General features: G+C 66.4%; 11 protein-coding genes. 3 read left to right on the forward strand and 8 right to left on the reverse strand.

What is annotated here, in order from left to right; translation table 11 throughout:
* The 4 genes from G3N93_RS03510 to G3N93_RS03525 form a co-directional block, all read right to left on the reverse strand.
* The coding region (locus G3N93_RS03510) for a bifunctional diguanylate cyclase/phosphodiesterase (protein ID WP_241026380.1) at positions 1-1,788 on the reverse strand (1,788 nt) is incomplete at its 3' end.
* A 26-nt stretch (positions 1,789-1,814) separates the two neighbouring features.
* On the reverse strand, positions 1,815-3,941 hold the full coding sequence (locus tag G3N93_RS03515) for an EAL domain-containing protein (RefSeq protein ID WP_307873384.1): 2,127 nt from the start codon (positions 3,939-3,941) through the stop codon (positions 1,815-1,817).
* A 517-nt stretch (positions 3,942-4,458) separates the two neighbouring features.
* The gene (locus G3N93_RS03520; protein WP_241026382.1) at positions 4,459-6,423 is read right to left on the reverse strand and encodes an FAD-dependent oxidoreductase; all 1,965 of its coding nucleotides are present in this window, start codon (positions 6,421-6,423) and stop codon (positions 4,459-4,461) included.
* Between the two features lie 2 nt (positions 6,424-6,425).
* On the reverse strand, positions 6,426-7,208 hold the full coding sequence (locus tag G3N93_RS03525) for an SDR family oxidoreductase (RefSeq protein ID WP_174940489.1): 783 nt from the start codon (positions 7,206-7,208) through the stop codon (positions 6,426-6,428).
* Between the two features lie 775 nt (positions 7,209-7,983).
* Here G3N93_RS03525 and G3N93_RS03530 point away from each other — a divergent pair.
* Positions 7,984-8,724, forward strand: a complete 741-nt coding sequence (locus G3N93_RS03530; RefSeq protein WP_206132277.1) for a carboxymuconolactone decarboxylase family protein — start codon at positions 7,984-7,986, stop codon at positions 8,722-8,724.
* A 10-nt stretch (positions 8,725-8,734) separates the two neighbouring features.
* On the opposite strand, the gene G3N93_RS03535 is transcribed toward G3N93_RS03530, so the two are convergent.
* Entirely contained in the window at positions 8,735-9,646 is a 912-nt protein-coding gene (locus G3N93_RS03535; RefSeq protein ID WP_206132278.1) for an NAD(P)-dependent oxidoreductase, read from the reverse strand.
* A gap of 153 nt (positions 9,647-9,799) precedes the next feature.
* The gene (locus G3N93_RS03540; RefSeq protein WP_206132279.1) at positions 9,800-11,467 is read right to left on the reverse strand and encodes an NAD(P)/FAD-dependent oxidoreductase; all 1,668 of its coding nucleotides are present in this window, start codon (positions 11,465-11,467) and stop codon (positions 9,800-9,802) included.
* A gap of 12 nt (positions 11,468-11,479) precedes the next feature.
* Between G3N93_RS03540 and G3N93_RS03545 the strand changes: the two genes are divergently transcribed.
* Both G3N93_RS03545 and G3N93_RS03550 read left to right on the forward strand, forming a co-directional pair.
* A complete protein-coding gene (locus tag G3N93_RS03545; RefSeq protein ID WP_254601530.1) occupies positions 11,480-12,604 on the forward strand; it encodes an IclR family transcriptional regulator in 1,125 nt (374 codons plus the stop codon).
* Positions 12,605-12,640: 36 nt separating this feature from the next.
* Positions 12,641-13,423, forward strand: a complete 783-nt coding sequence (locus G3N93_RS03550) for an IclR family transcriptional regulator (protein ID WP_206132280.1) — start codon at positions 12,641-12,643, stop codon at positions 13,421-13,423.
* A gap of 55 nt (positions 13,424-13,478) precedes the next feature.
* Here G3N93_RS03550 and G3N93_RS03555 read toward each other — a convergent pair whose 3' ends face one another.
* Positions 13,479-14,594 carry an acyl-CoA dehydrogenase family protein gene (locus tag G3N93_RS03555; RefSeq protein ID WP_206121334.1) on the reverse strand — a complete coding sequence of 372 codons (1,116 nt, stop codon included), beginning with the start codon at positions 14,592-14,594 and terminating at the stop codon, positions 13,479-13,481.
* A gap of 9 nt (positions 14,595-14,603) precedes the next feature.
* Complete coding sequence (locus G3N93_RS03560; RefSeq protein ID WP_206132281.1) at positions 14,604-15,800, reverse strand: acyl-CoA dehydrogenase family protein; 1,197 nt, start codon at positions 15,798-15,800, stop codon at positions 14,604-14,606.
* Positions 15,801-16,060 lie beyond the last annotated feature (260 nt).

A 16,060-nucleotide genomic window follows, 5' to 3' on the forward strand; every position in this document is an offset into this window, starting at 1 on the left:
GTCGGGCCAGCGCGCCGCCTCCCGGCAGGCCTGCTCGAGCACGAAGCGGCCAAGCCGGTCGATCAGGCCGCCGCGCTCGGCCACCGGAATGAAGCGGCCCGGCGAAATCCAGCCGGCGCGCGGGTGATGCCAGCGCAGCAGCGCCTCGCGCGTCGTGATCTGGCGGGTGCGGACATCGACGATCGGCTGGTAGAACACGTACAGCCCCTGGTTCTCGTCCAGCGCGACGCGCAGCTTCGATTCGAGCGCGACCCGCTCCTGCGCGCTCGTTTCCATGTCCGGCGAGAACATCCGGTAGGTGCCCTTCCCGGCTTTCTTGGCCGCATAGAGCGCCATGTCCGCGCGTGACAGCAGCACGCCGCCGTCGTTGCCGTGATGCGGCGCCAGCACGCAGCCGATCGACGCACCGATGCGGAACTGGCGGTCGGGCGACGGCGCATAGGGGGCAACGAGCGTGTCGACGAGCCGCGCGGCCGCGCCCATCGCGCCGTCCGCGTCGGTGTCGCGCAGCAGCACCGCGAATTCGTCGCCGCCGATGCGACCGAGCATCATCGCCGGCTCGGGGCACTGCCCGCGCAGGCGTTCCCCGACCTGGCGCAGCACCTCGTCGCCCGCCGAATGCCCGCACGCGTCGTTGATCAGCTTGAAACCGTCGAGGTCGATGAAGAGGAGCGCGAGCACCTTGTCGGAGCGGCGCAGGCTCGCGTCGAATTCGGCCAGGAAGGTTGCGCGGTTCGGCAGGCCCGTGAGCGAATCGTGATGCGCGAGCTGGTGGATGCGCGCCTCCGCCTCGGCCTGCTGCGTGACGATCGACCACGACAGCATCGGGCCGATATAGCGCCCCTCGGCGTCGCGCACGGCCGAGACCTGGATGTCGAGTACTTCCGGCCCGAGCCCGATGCGCGCGCGATGCGGCAGGTTCGCCGGATCGGCGAGCAGGCGGCGCTGGTGCTGCGGGTGCGGGTGGAAGAAGTCGATCGACGCACCGAGCGCGTCGTCCGCGCGAATCGGCAGCAGGTGCTCGATCGTGCGCAGCAGGTTGCGCGACGTCGCGTTCAGGTAGTTGATGCGGAACGTCTCCGGATCGGCGGTCATCACGGCCACCGGCATGTCGTCGATCATCCGCATCAGCCGCGTCTGCGCCTGCTCGCGCATCCGCGATTCGGCCTGCGCGTCGACGGTGCGCAGGAAGCCGTGGTAGTTGACCGAGATGACGGCGATCAGCGCCGCCGACACGAAGGCCATGTTGACCGCGGTGGCGACGAGCGTCGGCTGGCCGGTCGAGATGAAGAACACGATGAACGCGACGTTGACGATCACGGCCACGCTCAGCGCAGCCGTGCGCAGGTACATCAGGCTGAAGATGCAGCCGATCACCGTGATCGCCAGGTAGAACGCGACCTGGGCCTTTTGCCACGCGTCGCCGTACGGGAACAGCAGCAGCGCCCAGGTGGTGAACGTCACGGCGACCGGGACCACCAGCCAGTTGGTGACCGTGAGCGCGCGCATCACGGTGTCCGGCGTCGGCTCGCGCAGCCGGGTGCGGTGCCAGTGCAGCAGCCGCGCCAGCGCCGCGAGCGTCATCGCGGCCGGCATCGCGACCGACAGCCACCACGGTGTGCTGCGCAGGTGCGTGATGGCGAGGCTCCAGGTGCTCGAGATCAGGATCAGGTACGACACCGGGATCTGGCCGGCGAATACCCGGTATTGCGCTGCGAGCAGGTCCGGGTTCCGGGCCGGCGCCGCGTTGCTTGCCAGTCTTGTCATCCGTGCGTAGTGGGTTTTCATGTGAGCCTGCATGCTGCAACCCGGGTTCAGGTTGCCGTGTCGGGCGGACGTCGGTACCCGCGCGGGTCCGGGCCGAGGTCGGCCTCGACGGCCGATTCGGACGCGGGAACCGGCGTGCGGACGCGGTTGCCGCCGGTCAGCGCAATCTGCCCGCTGCCGACGATCTCGTTGAGGGGCGCAGGCCTGCCGAGCAGGAAGCCCTGCGCTTCGTCGCAGCCTTCGTCGGCCAGCAGCGCAAGCTGGTCGCGCGTCTCGATGCCCTCGGCCAGGATCGGAATCCCCAGGCTCTTGCCGAGCGCGAGCACGGCGCGGATGATCGCGCGATCCTGCGGTTTCGCTTCCGCGTCCGAGACGAACGACTGGTCGAGCTTGATGCGGTCGAACGGGAACGAACGCAGCGTGTCCAGCGACGAATAGCCGGTACCGAAATCGTCGAGCGCGATGCTCACGCCCAGCGCCTTGATCTGCCGCAGCGTGTCCAGCGCGCGCTCGCGGCCGGCGAAGATCGTCGATTCGGTCAGCTCCAGCTGCAGGCGCGACGCCGGCAGGCGGGTTTCTTCGAGCACGTCGGCCACGAGCGCCGTCAGGTCCGCATGCATGAACTGCACGGCCGATACGTTCACCGCGACCGCATAGGGCGGCTCCCACGTGGCCGCCCGCGCGCATGCCTCGCGCAGCACCCACGCGCCGATATCCAGGATCACGCCGTTTTCCTCGGCGAGCGGAATGAACTCGGCGGGCGGAATTGTGCCAAGCGTCGCATGCTGCCAGCGCAGCAGCGCCTCGTAGCCGCGGATCTCGCCGGTCGCGAGCGAAGTCTGCACCTGGTAGTGGACGCTCAGCTGGTTGTCGGCCACCGCGCGGCGCAGGTCGGCCGCGAGGCTGCGGCGCGCGCGAACGATCAGGTCCATCGCCGGCTCGTAGAAGCAGATCGATTGCGCAATGCTGCCCTTGGCGCGGTACATCGCGAGGTCCGCATTGTTGATGAGGATGGCCTTGGTGGCGGCGTCGTCCGGGTAGATGGCGACGCCGAAGCTCGCGCCCGGCACGACCTCGTAGTCGTCCAGCCTGACCGGCTTGTAGAGCGCCGGCTCGAGTCGCTCGAGCAGGTTCATCAGGCGCGTGTCGTCGTCCATCCGGCAGAGCGCCGCGAATTCGTCGCCGCCGATGCGGGCGACGAATTCACCTTCGCGCAGCAGGTTCGCCATGCGGCGCGCAAGGATGCGCAGCACCTCGTCGCCGGCGTGGTGGCCGCGCAGGTCGTTGATTTCCTTGAAGCGGTTCAGGTCGATGCCGATCAGCGCGAGCTTCCTGCCGTGCGCTTGCGCAAGCGCGATTTCTAGGTCCAGCCGCTCGTTGAAGCTGGCCCGGTTGGGCAGGCCGGTCAGCATGTCGCTCAGCGCCAGCCGGCGCAGGTGTTCAAGCGATTCGGCCCGCACGTTGCTGTCGATCACATAGCTCACGAGCCCGGTGCAGACGATCACGAGCGACGTGCCCGCGACCGCCAGCGCCAGCGGACGCAGCTCGTTCACATCGGTCCATGTACCGTCGAGCATCAGCGGCGTGATGCGCAGCGCGCACATCCCGGTGAAATGCAACGCGAGGATCGCGAGCGACAGCACGCCGGCCATCTGGTTGACGGCGTGCGGCGACGGCCGCATCGCGAGGTGCAGCGCGAGCGCGGCGAGGGTCATTGCGAGGAGCACCGACGCGATCAGGTAGCTCAGGTCCCACGACACGATCCCTTCGACCCGCCACGCGAGCATGCCGGTGTAGTGCATCAGCACGATCGCCACGCCGACGATCGCGCCGCCGAGCGCGGGCGCGACCTTAACGATGCGACAGGTCGTCAGCGCGAAGCCGATCGTGCTGCCGCCGACCGCGATGAGCAGCGACACGAGCGTGAGCGGCAGGTTGAAGTGCACGGGCGCGCCGGCGTCGAAGCCGAGCATCGCGATGAAGTGCGTGCACCAGATCGCCACGCCGGCCGAAATGGCCGTCAGCACCTGCCAGCCGAGCCGCTGCGTGCCGGAGGTGTTCACCGTGCGCTGGAACAGGCGCGCGGTGACCCACGAGCCTCCTCCGCACAACAATGCGGCAAGCAAGACCAGCCAGTGGTTGTGCCGATGAACGATGCACCCGAAAACTGTCACCAAAACCTTTCTTCCCCTATCCGTCGCATGGGCTGATGCCATTCCTGATCGACGCGGCGGGGGCGATGCCGCTTCGATCAGGCGCGCCTTCAAGATATCGGCATGTGATGAATAAACTGAACGCCGCGCGGCTGTGCGCAAACGATTGCCCGGCAGATATTTTTTCTGAAAAAAGTGCCGGAACGAGGCGGGATGGGGTCGCGAAGGTTCGGCCGGTGGTTTGCCGGTCTGACGCGGGGTGGAGGCAAAGAGTAATGCGGGGGGAATCCGCCGAGGTTCACCTTCAGGTTTGTTGAGGGGGGATCGTCGATTGCCGGGGAGCGCGACGCGATTTTGAGGAAGGCGTATTCGTCGTCGAGGCACCCGTGCAATGAAACGTCCGGGTAGCACATGAAATCGGCGTGGCGCGAGGCTGCGGCAATCCGCAGTTGCGCCACTGCCAGCTCAACGGAGCTACTCGTACAGCCTGCAGCGATCCGTCGAGACTGACCTGTTCCAGTTGATCGATCTCCCGCTCCTACTTTATCGATCGTCCGGCAATGTGACCTTCACGAATCGACGGCTGGATATCGCGAGCCGACCGCGCATCGCCCACCAGATGCAGTTGACCCACACGCCCCCGCAACGCCGCCCAGATTTCGTTCTGCGACTCCCGGTAGCCCACCAGCACCACCGTGTCGGCCGGGATGCGCTCCGCCTGGGTTCCGAAAAGCGGCCGGATCTCGGCACTGCCACGGTCGATCGACACCAGCGCCGACTGCGTGACGATGCGCAGCCGGCCCGCATTGTGCAGCCTCCGCAACGCAGCCTGCGTGCGCCCGGTGGTCTCGACGGCCGGGGCGAACATCAGGTGGCGCGTCACATAGGTCACCTCGACCCCGCGATTGATCAGCGCTTCGCAGCAGCCAATGGCTTCGTAGTGCCCGACATCGTCGAAAACCAGCGCCGTGCGCCCCAGGTCCTGCGGCGGCGCGATCGCCAGGTCCAGCGACGTCAGCACCGTCGCTTCGCGCGCAATCGGTACCTGCGCGGCCGGGTCGGCCGTCTGCCGGAACTCATGCACGTCCGCAGGCTGTGAGCCCGTGGCCACGATGACCGCGTCCGGCGCCTCGGCCAGCACGTCGTCCGCGTCCACGTAGGTCGACAGCCGCACGTCCGCACCCAGGCGATAGATCTCGTTCTCCAGCCAGATCGCGATGTCCCCGATCGGGTGAAGTTTCGGCAAGTGTTTCGCGCAGTTCAGCAGGCCGCCCAGGTCGGACATCGCCTCGACCAGCGTCACGCGGTGCCCGGCGAGCAGCGCCGTGCGGGCCGCTTCCATGCCCGCCACGCCGCCGCCCACCACCAGCACTTTGCGCGGCGTCTCGGCTTTGACGATCGTCTCGTCCGACAGCGTTTGCTCGTAGCCCACCGCCGGATTCACCGCGCAGCCCATCCGGCCGGCGAACGCGCCGCCCAGGCACCCCTGGTTGCAGCCGATGCACGGCCGCACCTCGGTGCCGCGCCCTTCCCGGCTCTTCACGACCAGCAACGGATCGGCGATCATCCCGCGCACGATGTTGATCATGTCGGCCTGCCCGGTCTTCAACGCCTGCTCGGCATCGTCCAGCGTCGCGTAGCGGCCCACGATGATGCGCGGCACCGTCACGCCTTCCGAAATGCGCTCGGCGTGCGGCAACTGGTAGCCGACCGGCGCGTCCATGCCCGCATAGCGGTCGACGTGAAAGTAGTAGTCGCCGTGCGTGATGTTGACGAAATCGATCAGCCCCTCGGCCTGCGCCCGCAACGCGATCGCGTTGACGTCCTCGTCGGTGAGAATGCGCGCGTCCGAGCTGCCGCCGATGCGCACGCCGAGCGCGAATTCCGGCGACGTCGCCGCGCGAATCGCGCGCAGCGTCTCCATGAACGCCCGCATGCGGTTGTCGAAGCTGCCGCCGTACGCATCGGTACGCTGGTTCAGCACCGGCGAGAAGAATTGCGAGAACAGGTAGCCGGCGCCGGCCAGCACCTCTACGCCGTCGAGCCCCGCGGCCTGCATGCGGACGGCCGCCTTCGCGTACGCGTCGATCACCTCTTCGATCTGGTCGGTGGTCATCGAAATCGGCGGCGCGACCGAGTAGCGCCCCGCCAGTGCCGATACGGCCCACGGCAGGCCGCCGTCCGCCGCCGGATCGGTGTAGCCGCCGTGCCAGAGCTGCGTAAACAGCTTCATGCCGGTTGGGGCAATGGCATCGACCAGCTTGCGCATCGGTGCGATCGATCCGTCGTCGCTCGCCGTCAGCGAAAAGGTCGATGACGGGTGAACCGACGTGCTTTCGATGATCGACAACCCCGCGCCGCCTTTTGCGCGCGCCAGGTGATAGGCGATCAGGTCGTCGTTGACGTATCGGTTGGCCAGGCGCGTCGCATGCGCGGTGCGCACGATCCGGTTCGGAATCTCGACGGCGCCGATCCGGAGCGGTGAGAAAACATGCTTGTACATGGTCAGGCCACCGAACGCTTGGACGTGATGCCACCGTCGACCGTGACGATGGCGCCGCTGGTGTAACCCGAACGGGGCGACGCCAGATAGACGAACAGATCGGCGACTTCCTCGACCGTCGCCGCACGCCCCAGCGGATAGCCCGCCATCAGCTCGTCGGAACGCGCTTCGTCACCGAGCAGGCGCGCCGCGTGGTTTCGCAGCACCTTGGCGATGCGCTCGGTGCCGACCGGCCCCGGGTTGACGCCCACCACCCGAATGCCATCCTCGAGGCTGCGGCCGCCCAGCGCACACGTGAACGCCATCAACGCGGCATTGCCGGTCGAGCCCGCGATGTAGTTGAAGTCGAAGTTCTGGCCGCCATTGCCGATGTTGTTGAGAATCACGCCGCCGCCGCGCGCCTTCATCCCGGTGTAGATCGCGCGCGTCAGGTTGATGTAGCCGAACACCTTCAGCTCCCAGCCCTTGCGCCATGCTGCTTCATCGACGTCCCACAGCGTGCCGCCCGGAATCGCACCGGCGTTGTTGACCAGGACGTCGACGTCGCCGGCGAACGCGACGACCTCGTCGATCGCGCCGGGCGCCGTCATGTCCAGCGCCAGCACGTCCACGCGCACGTCATGCGCGGCGCGCAGCTCGGCTGCCAGCTGTTCCAGCTTGTCTGCAGAGCGTGCGGTCAAGACGAGGTGGCATCCCTCTGCGGCAAACGCCTTCGCGAGACCCTCGCCGATGCCCTGTGATGCGCCGGTGATCAGGACTCGCCGGCGTGCAAGTTTCATGTCCATTTTTGGGTTTCCGTACTTTCACTACACGACATGCGTCATTCCAGTTTCGACCCGGGGCGTGCGAGCGATGCAGCGACGTCCCTGCAGCCTTCTTCGAATATTGAACGCGGAACCGGGGTCTGGATCACCAGGCCGGTGCAACTATTCCGTACTTTGATAAACCGGCAGGAACCGCTCCGTACGCGTCAGGGGATGCACCATCAGGCTTTCCCGAACGAGGTTTCACCGGCACCACCCGGATACGCTCACGACGACGATTTGCCGCTCCGCTCCGCCGAATGAACGACACGCGCTTGCGCGGACATCGACGCGAAAAGCGGCTTCGATCGAGAAACGGACGTGCCAGGAATCGATTGACTCGAATGCCGTTGGCCCCGCGTGCACGCACGCGGCGGCACGATGTAGCCGATCGACAGAACGACCGTGATTACCTGGTGGGGATTCGTGAAATGCGTCTCCGTCATTCTTTTGCTCGTTCATTGATGGTCGAGCGTCGGGATAGCGTCGTCAATTGAGCGATGCGCTCCGTCCCGTGCTTTGGAAGCCCCCGCTCTGCAGAGGCGTACGCGGTCTTGCCGCGTTGCGGATGCTTTCAAAGTACGGAAACTTGCGCGCGTTTCAATTGCGGCACCCTCCTCTCGTACTTTTCAATCAGGACTGACGTGATGCAAAACAGGCGCGGCAACGGCAGCATCCCGGCCGCCGCCGGAAACGCTTCGATATCCCGGGCACACGTCGATACGCGCTACCTGACACGCTTCCAGAGGAGACACTCATGACAGACAAATCAGCGCTCAAGGCCGAGTTCGAACGACTACACGGCTACTGGAGCGACGTGCACGACCAGGCGCTCGCGGAGGATCCTGTCTTCTTCAACGATTACCTGGTGATGGCCCGCGCCGCACTGGATGGCGGCCATCTCGAGCCCAAGCTCTGCGATCTCGTCATGATCGCGGCAAGCGCGAGCGTCACGCACCTGAACGGCGACGCGGTTGCGCTGCACATCCAGGGCGCGCTGCGTCACGGCGCCACGCGCCAGGAAATCGCGGAGGCCTTGCAGATCTCGTCGGTGCTCGGCATTCACTCGTACATGGTCGGCGTACCCGTGCTGTTCGAGGAAATCGAGGCAAACGGCCAGTCGGTCGATGCGGCATTTCCGCTCGACGAGAAATTCGAGCAGGTCAAATCGGCGTTCACTGCCAGCCGCGGCTACTGGAGCGATCAACTGACGGCGATGGTCCGCAGTTCGCCGGCGTTTTTCGACGGCTATACCGCGTTCTCGTCCACGCCCTGGCGCGAGGGCACCCTGGCGCCCGTCGTCAAGGAACTGCTGTATGTGGCGATCGACGTATCGACCACCCACATGTTCGAGCCGGGCGTGCGCATTCATACGCGCAATGCGCTGCGCTACGGCGCGACACCGGCGCAAGTGCTCCAGGTCATGCAGATCGTCAGTTGCCTCGGCATGCACAGTTTCCTGCTCGGCGTTCCGCCGCTGCGGCGGGCTGCGGCGTAGCCCGCGAGCGTCACGCCTGAACGGCACGCCCCCGAACGCGCGTGCCGTTCCGCTCCTCGACGTACCGGAGGATCGACGTAAAGTCCTCGCCGCCCTGGCCGGCTTCATACGCCGCGTGCCAGACGTCCCGCGCGCGTTCGATGGCCGGCATCGCCACGTCCATCAGGCGCGCCTCGGCAAGACCGAGCGCCATGTCTTTCTCGATCACGGCGAGCGCGGCACCGAAGTCGAATGCCCCCGACACGGCCCGGCTCATGATCTTCGAACACGCGAAACTCTGGCCGGAACCGGAGTCGATCAATCGCATCATCCTGTCCGCGTCGAGGCCGGCTTTCGCGCCCATCGCGAGCCCCTCGGCACAGACCACCAGGTTGGCCGCCATCACGACGTTGTTCACGATCTTCATGATCTGCGCCATGCCGGGGCGGTCCCCCATCGGAAACACTTCCTTGCCGATACGCTCAAGCAGCGGCGACACCTGCTCGACCGCGGACGGCATGCCCGATACCAGCATCGCGAGCGTGCCGGCCCGCGCGGCGGACGGGCCGCCGGAAACCGGCGCGTCGACGATATCGATCCCGCGTTGCGCGAGGCCCTCGCCGATTCGCTCGATCATGTCCTGGCCGATCGTCGACATCTCCACGTAAAGACGAACCGCCGAACCGTGCACGACGCCGTCCGGCCCGAGGCCGACCGCCAGCGACACGTCCCGGCTCGGCAAGCACGCGAAGACGATGCTCGCCGCATCGGCGACCGCACGCGGCGACGCGTGCGCGACGGCGCCGCCATCGACGAACGGCGCCAGCGCCTGCGCAGACGGATCGTACACATGCAGCCGGCAGGCCTGCCCCAGCAGGCGTTCAGCCATCGGCGCCCCCATCTTCCCCAGCCCCAGAAAGCCGATGTCCATTACTGATGTCATGACACCCTCGAACAAGCTTGTGAATGGTCGATGCAACCGCACGCGCTGCCGCGGCGGTTCATCTCGTCGTCGTGGTCGCTTCAGCGCGGCGGCGGCTGCAGATTCAAAGCCCTGCAGGCTCGCAGCGACTTCACGCGCGATGGATACCGCGCGTCACGCCTCGGCTGCCTGAACATCGGCGATCACGAAGCCGCGATAGTCATCGCGGACGACGTCGTCGCAAATCGCGCGATACCGGTGAAAACCGCCCACATACGGCATGAACACGCGTGGCTTGCCCGGCACGTTCGCGCCCGTGTACCACGACTCGGCCAGCGGATACAGCGTCGCGTCGGCCACCTCGTTGACATGCTCGACCCAGCGCGTCTCCGCGTCCGGATCCGGCTCGATGGTCGCGGTGCCGTGCGCGGCGAGCTTGCCGATGCAATCGGTGATCCAGTTCATGTGCTGTTCGATCGCGCACACCATGTTCGACTTTACCGACGGGCTGCCTGGACCGGTCACGATGAACAGGTTGGGGAACCCCGCCGTCATCAGCCCGAGATAGGTGCGCGGCCCGTGCACCCATTTCTGCTTCAGCGGCAGGCCGTCGCGTCCGCGGATATCGATGTCGGCCAGTGCGCCGGTGATCGCATCGAAGCCGGTCGCGAACACGATCGTGTCGAGCGCATAGTCGCCCGTGGCGGTCTTCACGCCCGTTTCCGTGATTTCGACGATCGGTGCCGACTTCGTGTCGACCAGCGTCACGTTCGGCAGGTTGAAGGTCTCGTAATAGCCGGTGTCGAGACACAGGCGCCGCGCGCCGATCGGGTAGTCCTTCGGCACGAGCAGCTCGGCGGTCGCCTGATTCTTCACCGTACTGCGGATCTTGTTGCGGACGAACTCCGCGGCCGTGTCGTTCGCAGCCTTGTTGGTCAGCAGGTCCTTGTACGCATACAGGAAGCTGATACTGCCGCCGGCCTTCCATTTTTCCTCGAACGTGGCGAGACGATCCTCGGGCGTGTCGTCCAGGGCGTTCTTCGTCGGCGCCGCGTGCCCGGCGATACCAAAGGGCGTGTTCTGCGCTTCGGCCCGCCAGAATTCGTAACGCGCCTTGTGCCGGCCAAGTTCGTCGCCGGACAGCGCGCGATTGCGAGCCGGCAGCGTGAAGTTTGCCGTGCGCTGAAACACGAACAGCTCGCTCGCCTGCTTCGCGACGATGGGAATGACCTGGATGCCGGATGAACCCGTACCGATCACGCCCACCCGTCGCCCGGTGAAGTCGACCGGCTCGTCGGGCCAGAGACCGGTGTGATACCAGTCGCCCTTGAAGGTATCGAGTCCCTTGAATTCCGGCACGCGCGGCAACGACAGATTGCCGGTCGCCATCACGCAGAAACGTGCGGTGACCACCTGCCCGCCGACGGTCTCGACACGCCAGACGCCGTTCGACTCGTCGAAGTTCGCCGACTGCACGCGGGTGTTCAGCCGGATGTCGCGGCGAAGATCGAAGCGATCGGCGACATGATTGATGTATCGGAGAATATCGCCCTGTGCGGAGAATCGTTCCGGCCAGTTCCATTCCTGCTGGAGGTCGTCGGAAAACGAATACGAGTACTCGACGCTGTCCACATCGCATCGCGCGCCGGGATATCGGTTCCAGAACCACGTGCCACCGATGCCGCTGCCCGCTTCGAGCGCTTGCGCACGCAGGCCCAGCTTGCGGAACTTGTACAGCGCGTAAAGGCCGGCGAATCCGGCGCCGACGACGATCACGTCGAGATCCGGTACGGCAGGTGCGCCGTCACGACGCGTCGATACGGTTTCGTCAGGGTATTGCATGGCGTGTCTCCAGTGTTGTCATCCCGTGCGGACTCCATTGGAGACCTGCCTACCCTGCCCGACAATCGAGAGCACCATGCCTTCCCGTGCTTTGAAAGTTCACGCGGCAGACAGCACAAATCCGGTGCAGTAGAATTTCAAAGCACGGGAGCCCCCATTCTTGTCGACCGGACCTGCATGACCGATGCGCGAGGTTTGCCTCGGCAATCTCGCGCCTGCGACGCACGATCCGACGCGCCACCCAACCATCGACTCGACACCACGATGCAACCCGAAAGATCGCTGCCCCGGCACGCGGGCAAGAAGTCCCTCAGCGGACCCTATGGAATTGATCTGGCGTGGCCCCGTACATCGCGCAGCAATCAGGCCGATGGCACCGTCGTCGTGGCGCCGGTCGCGCGCGGCTTGTCGATTCTCTCCGCGTTTACGCCGGACAAGCCGTCGCTCGGCAACCAGGAAATCGCGGACGCGACCGGCATTCCCGCACCGACCGTGCTGCGTCTGCTGCGCTCGCTGGTCGCGCTCGGCTACCTGCATCGGGACGACAAGAGCAAACGGTATTCGCTGGCATCGGCTTCGCTGGCCTTGGGCTATGCCGCGATCGCCGACCCCGAGATGCTGCGGCTCGCCAGTATCGAAATGCGGGCATTCGCGGAAGCGACGGATACGTACGTCCTGCTCGGCACACGTGATCGACTCGATGTGATCCTGCTGGAAACGCACGTCAACCGCCGCTCGCTGCTGGAATTGCAGCTGTCGCCCGGCATGCACGTGCCGATCGCGTATTCGATGATGGGCTGGGCGTTGCTGGCGGCGCTCCCGGAAGACGAACGGCAGTATCTGCGGACCCAGGTGGAGCGCCATGCCGGCGATGCGTGGCCGCCGGCCATTCGCCACCGGATGAACGACAAGATCGCGCAGGTGCATGAACTCGGCTTCTGCATGCTGCATGGCGAATGGGAGCCCGAGCTGACCTGCGTGGCCGCGCCGTTGACACTGCCCGGTCGCCCGCCCCTCGTGCTGTGCTGCGTCGGCCGCACCGCGCGGGTTGCGCAGGCGGCCGTCGAGCGCGAACTCGGATCGCGGCTCGTCGCGTGTGCCCGCGTGCTGCAGGAACGCCTGCCCGCGCGCCGCTGACCCTTCTCGCCGCCCCACACGACCGCAGGTGCCGCCATGCCTCACGAAGCCGAAAAAACGACGATGACGCTCGAACGCGGGATGCAGGTGCTCAATGCATTTCATGCGGAGCGCATCGCGCTGACGAACGGTGACCTCGTCCAGCGAACCGGCCTGTCGCGCTCGGTCGTGTCCCGCCTGACCTCCACGCTGATTCAACTGGGACTCATCCGCCGCGTGGCGGGCGGCCCCCGCTTCGAACTGGCGGCCGGCATCTTCGGCATCGGCCACACCTACCTGGAAACCAATCCCGTCACGCGGCTGGCGCAGCCGCTCATGCAACGGCTGGCCGACACGCTCGGCGCGGCGGTTGCGCTCGCCGTACCGCACCGGCTCGAGATGCTGTACGTCGCCCATTGCTACAGCGTGCGGAATTCGACACTGCAGCTCGGCGTCGGGTCGCTGCTGCCGATGAGCACGACGTCGATCGGCAAGGCCTGGCTGTGGGGGCTGCCGGAAGACGCGCGTAACGACTACATCGCGCGTTTGCTGAAAGCGGCGGATGCGCGCGCGCCTGCGTTGAAGGCGAGCTTCGACGTCGCGTTCGACGAACTGGATTCGACCGGCGTCTGTACGTCGATCGGCGAGTTTCAACATGACGTGTACGGCATCGCGTTGCCGATCAGCATCGGACGCTTCGCGACGCCGATGGCCCTGAGCTGCGGCGCGGTGGACCTGCATCCCGACATCGACGCGATCAGGAACCGGATCGCCCCGCCACTCAAGCTGGCGGCGGCCGAGCTCGCCGCCGCGCTTCTCGACGTCCCGTTCATGCCCTGAGACCGGGCCCGGGCGAGCCAGGCCGCGCCTCGCGCGCGAGCCGGCGCAGACCGCGCTACGCCATCGCCGCCGTGTAGCGGGCCATCTGGTAGTCGCTGTCGCCGAACAGCGGATCGAACATCGTCAGTCGCTTGAAATAGTCGCCGACCTCGAGCTCGTCGGTCATCCCCATCCCGCCGTGAAGCTGCACGGCCTGCTGGCCGACGTAACGTCCGGCTTTCGCCACCATCACCTTCGCGGCCGCAATCTTGCGCGTGCGTTCGTCCGCCCCGGTTTCGTCGAGCGCCTGGGCCGCGACGTAGGCCATCGACAGCGCAATCTCCTTCTGGATCAGCATGTCGGCCATCCGGTGCTGCAACGCCTGGAACGCGCCGAGCGGCTTGCCGAACTGCTGGCGCGTGCGCAGATACTCGGCGGTGATCTCGATCAGCCGCTCCATCGCGCCCGATGCCTCCGCACACAGCGCCGCGATGCCGTGGTCGATGCCATGCTGAAGCGCATCAACGCCGCCTTCGATCATCGCGTCGGCCGCCACGGTCACGCCGTCGAGCGTGATATCCGCGGCACGCAACCCGTCCATCGTCGGATAGCCCGCCACCGTCACGCCATCGGCATCGCGCGGCACCACGAACAAGCCGATGTCGCCCGAGCCCGCGAGGCGCGCGGTCACGAGCAGCGCGTCGGCCACCTCGCCATGCCACGCGAGCGCTTTCCGGCCGGTGATCACGTAGCCGTCGCCGCTGCGTTCGGCGGCCGTACGCACGGCGTCCGCGCAATAGCGCGACTGGGGTTCGAGATACGCCACCGACACGATCTTCTCGCCGCTCGCGATGGCCGGCAGCCAGGCCTGCTTCTGCGCATCGTTGCCGTACCGGCCGAACACGGCGCCCGCCACCACCGCCGACGGCACCACCGGTTCGAGCGCGAGCCCGCGGCCGAGTTCGCGCTGCACGACGAGACGGCTCGCCGGCCCTTCGCCGAAGCCGCCGTGGTCGGCGTCGATCGTGAGCCCCAGCACGCCCAGCTCGCCGAGCGACGACCACACCGCGCGATCGAACGCGCCGGCTTCGCGCGAACGCTTGCGACGCCGCTCGAACGCATATTCGGTCTCCACGAACCGGCGCAGGCTGTCGGCCATCATCTGCTGCTCTTCGCTGTAGGTAAAGTCCATGCCTGCTCCTTAGAAACCGAGAATCATCTTCGAGATGATGTTCTTCTGAACCTCCGTCGCGCCGCCGAAGATCGAGATCTTGCGCATGTCGAAGTACGTCGATGCCGCGGGCGATGCCCAGTCCGGCCCGCTCACCGGCTGAATGGCGCCGTCGAGCAGCCAGTCCGGCGAGTACGGCCAGCCGTGCGGCCCGGCCACCTCCTGCTGCAGCATCGCGATGTCCTGCTGGATTTCGGAACCGCGAATCTTCAGGATCGACGCTTCCGGCCCCGGCGCCTTGCCGGCGCCCTGCGTGGCGACGCGCAGCAGCAGCATCTCGAGCGCCATCACGTCCATCTCGATCCGCGCGATCTTGTCGCGCATCCGGGCGTCGTCGATCATCACGCCGCCGGTGCCGTCCGGCGTGATCTGCGCGTAGTGCCTGAGCTGGCGCAGCTCGCGGTAGCAGTGGCCGATGCCCGCGATGCCGGTGCGCTCGTGCCCGAGCAGATACTTCGCGTAAGTCCAGCCCTTGTTCTCCTCGCCGACCAGGTTCTCGACCGGCACCTCGACCTCCTCGAGCCAGGTCTCGTTGACGTCGTGGCCGCCGTCGAGCGTCACGATCGGGCGGACGGTCACGCCGGGTGTCTTCATGTCGATCAGCAGCAGCGAGATGCCTTCCTGCGGCTTCGCGTCCGGGTCGGTGCGAACCAGGCAGAAGATCCAGTCGGCGAAATGCGCCATCGTCGTCCAGGTCTTCTGCCCGGTGACGACATACTTGTCGCCCTTGCGCACCGCGCGCGTCTTCAGCGAGGCGAGATCGCTGCCCGCGCCCGGCTCGGAATAACCCTGGCACCAGAAGTCGTCCATGTCCGGAATGCGCGGCAGAAACCGCGCCTGCATCTGCGGCGACGCATACTTCATCAGCACCGGCCCGATCATCAGCAGACCGAACGGCAGCAGGCGCGGTGCGCCGAGCTTGAACGACTCGATCTCGAAGATGAGGCGCTGCAGCGGGCTCCAGCCGGTGCCGCCGTGCTCCTTCGGCCAGGCCGGCGCCCCCCAGCCGTGGGCGTTCAGGATCCGGTGCCATCGCACATAGTCGTCCTTCTCGACGCGGCGGTGCCCCAGAACCTTGTCCCGGATATCGTTCGGCAAGTTCGCGTCGACGAACGCGCGCACTTCTTCGCGGAATGCGTGTTCCGCCGCGGTGTAACGCAGGTCCATCCTGATGTCCTCCTCGATGCTCGACGTGCGCGCGACGACAGCACGCGCAATCGGTTTGTTTCTGTCGCTATCGAGTGTGTTGGACCGTGATACGCGGTGCAACTGGTATTCGGCGAACGCGGCATTCGGCATCCGCGAACCGGCCGGCTGAGTTCGTTGGTCCTGCGAATACACCGTGACCGAACCCGGCCGAAGCGTTCGGAAAGCGCGAACCCCGCCGTCGCGACTTGCGATTTGAACCTGCCGGGACGCCTTGTTAC

The sequence above is a fragment of the Burkholderia sp. Se-20378 genome (assembly GCF_017104665.1).
Lineage (GTDB): Bacteria > Pseudomonadota > Gammaproteobacteria > Burkholderiales > Burkholderiaceae > Burkholderia > Burkholderia lata.

Coding starts and splice junctions, on each gene's coding strand:
- G3N93_RS03555 (WP_206121334.1), bottom strand. CDS start 14,594: ATGGACTTTACCTACAGCGAAGAGCAGCAGATGATGGCCGACAGCCTG.
- G3N93_RS03535 (WP_206132278.1), bottom strand. CDS start 9,646: ATGACATCAGTAATGGACATCGGCTTTCTGGGGCTGGGGAAGATGGGG.
- G3N93_RS03540 (WP_206132279.1), bottom strand. CDS start 11,467: ATGCAATACCCTGACGAAACCGTATCGACGCGTCGTGACGGCGCACCT.
- G3N93_RS03525 (WP_174940489.1), bottom strand. CDS start 7,208: ATGGACATGAAACTTGCACGCCGGCGAGTCCTGATCACCGGCGCATCA.
- G3N93_RS03560 (WP_206132281.1), bottom strand. CDS start 15,800: ATGGACCTGCGTTACACCGCGGCGGAACACGCATTCCGCGAAGAAGTG.
- G3N93_RS03530 (WP_206132277.1), top strand. CDS start 7,984: ATGACAGACAAATCAGCGCTCAAGGCCGAGTTCGAACGACTACACGGC.
- G3N93_RS03520 (WP_241026382.1), bottom strand. CDS start 6,423: ATGTACAAGCATGTTTTCTCACCGCTCCGGATCGGCGCCGTCGAGATT.
- G3N93_RS03550 (WP_206132280.1), top strand. CDS start 12,641: ATGCCTCACGAAGCCGAAAAAACGACGATGACGCTCGAACGCGGGATG.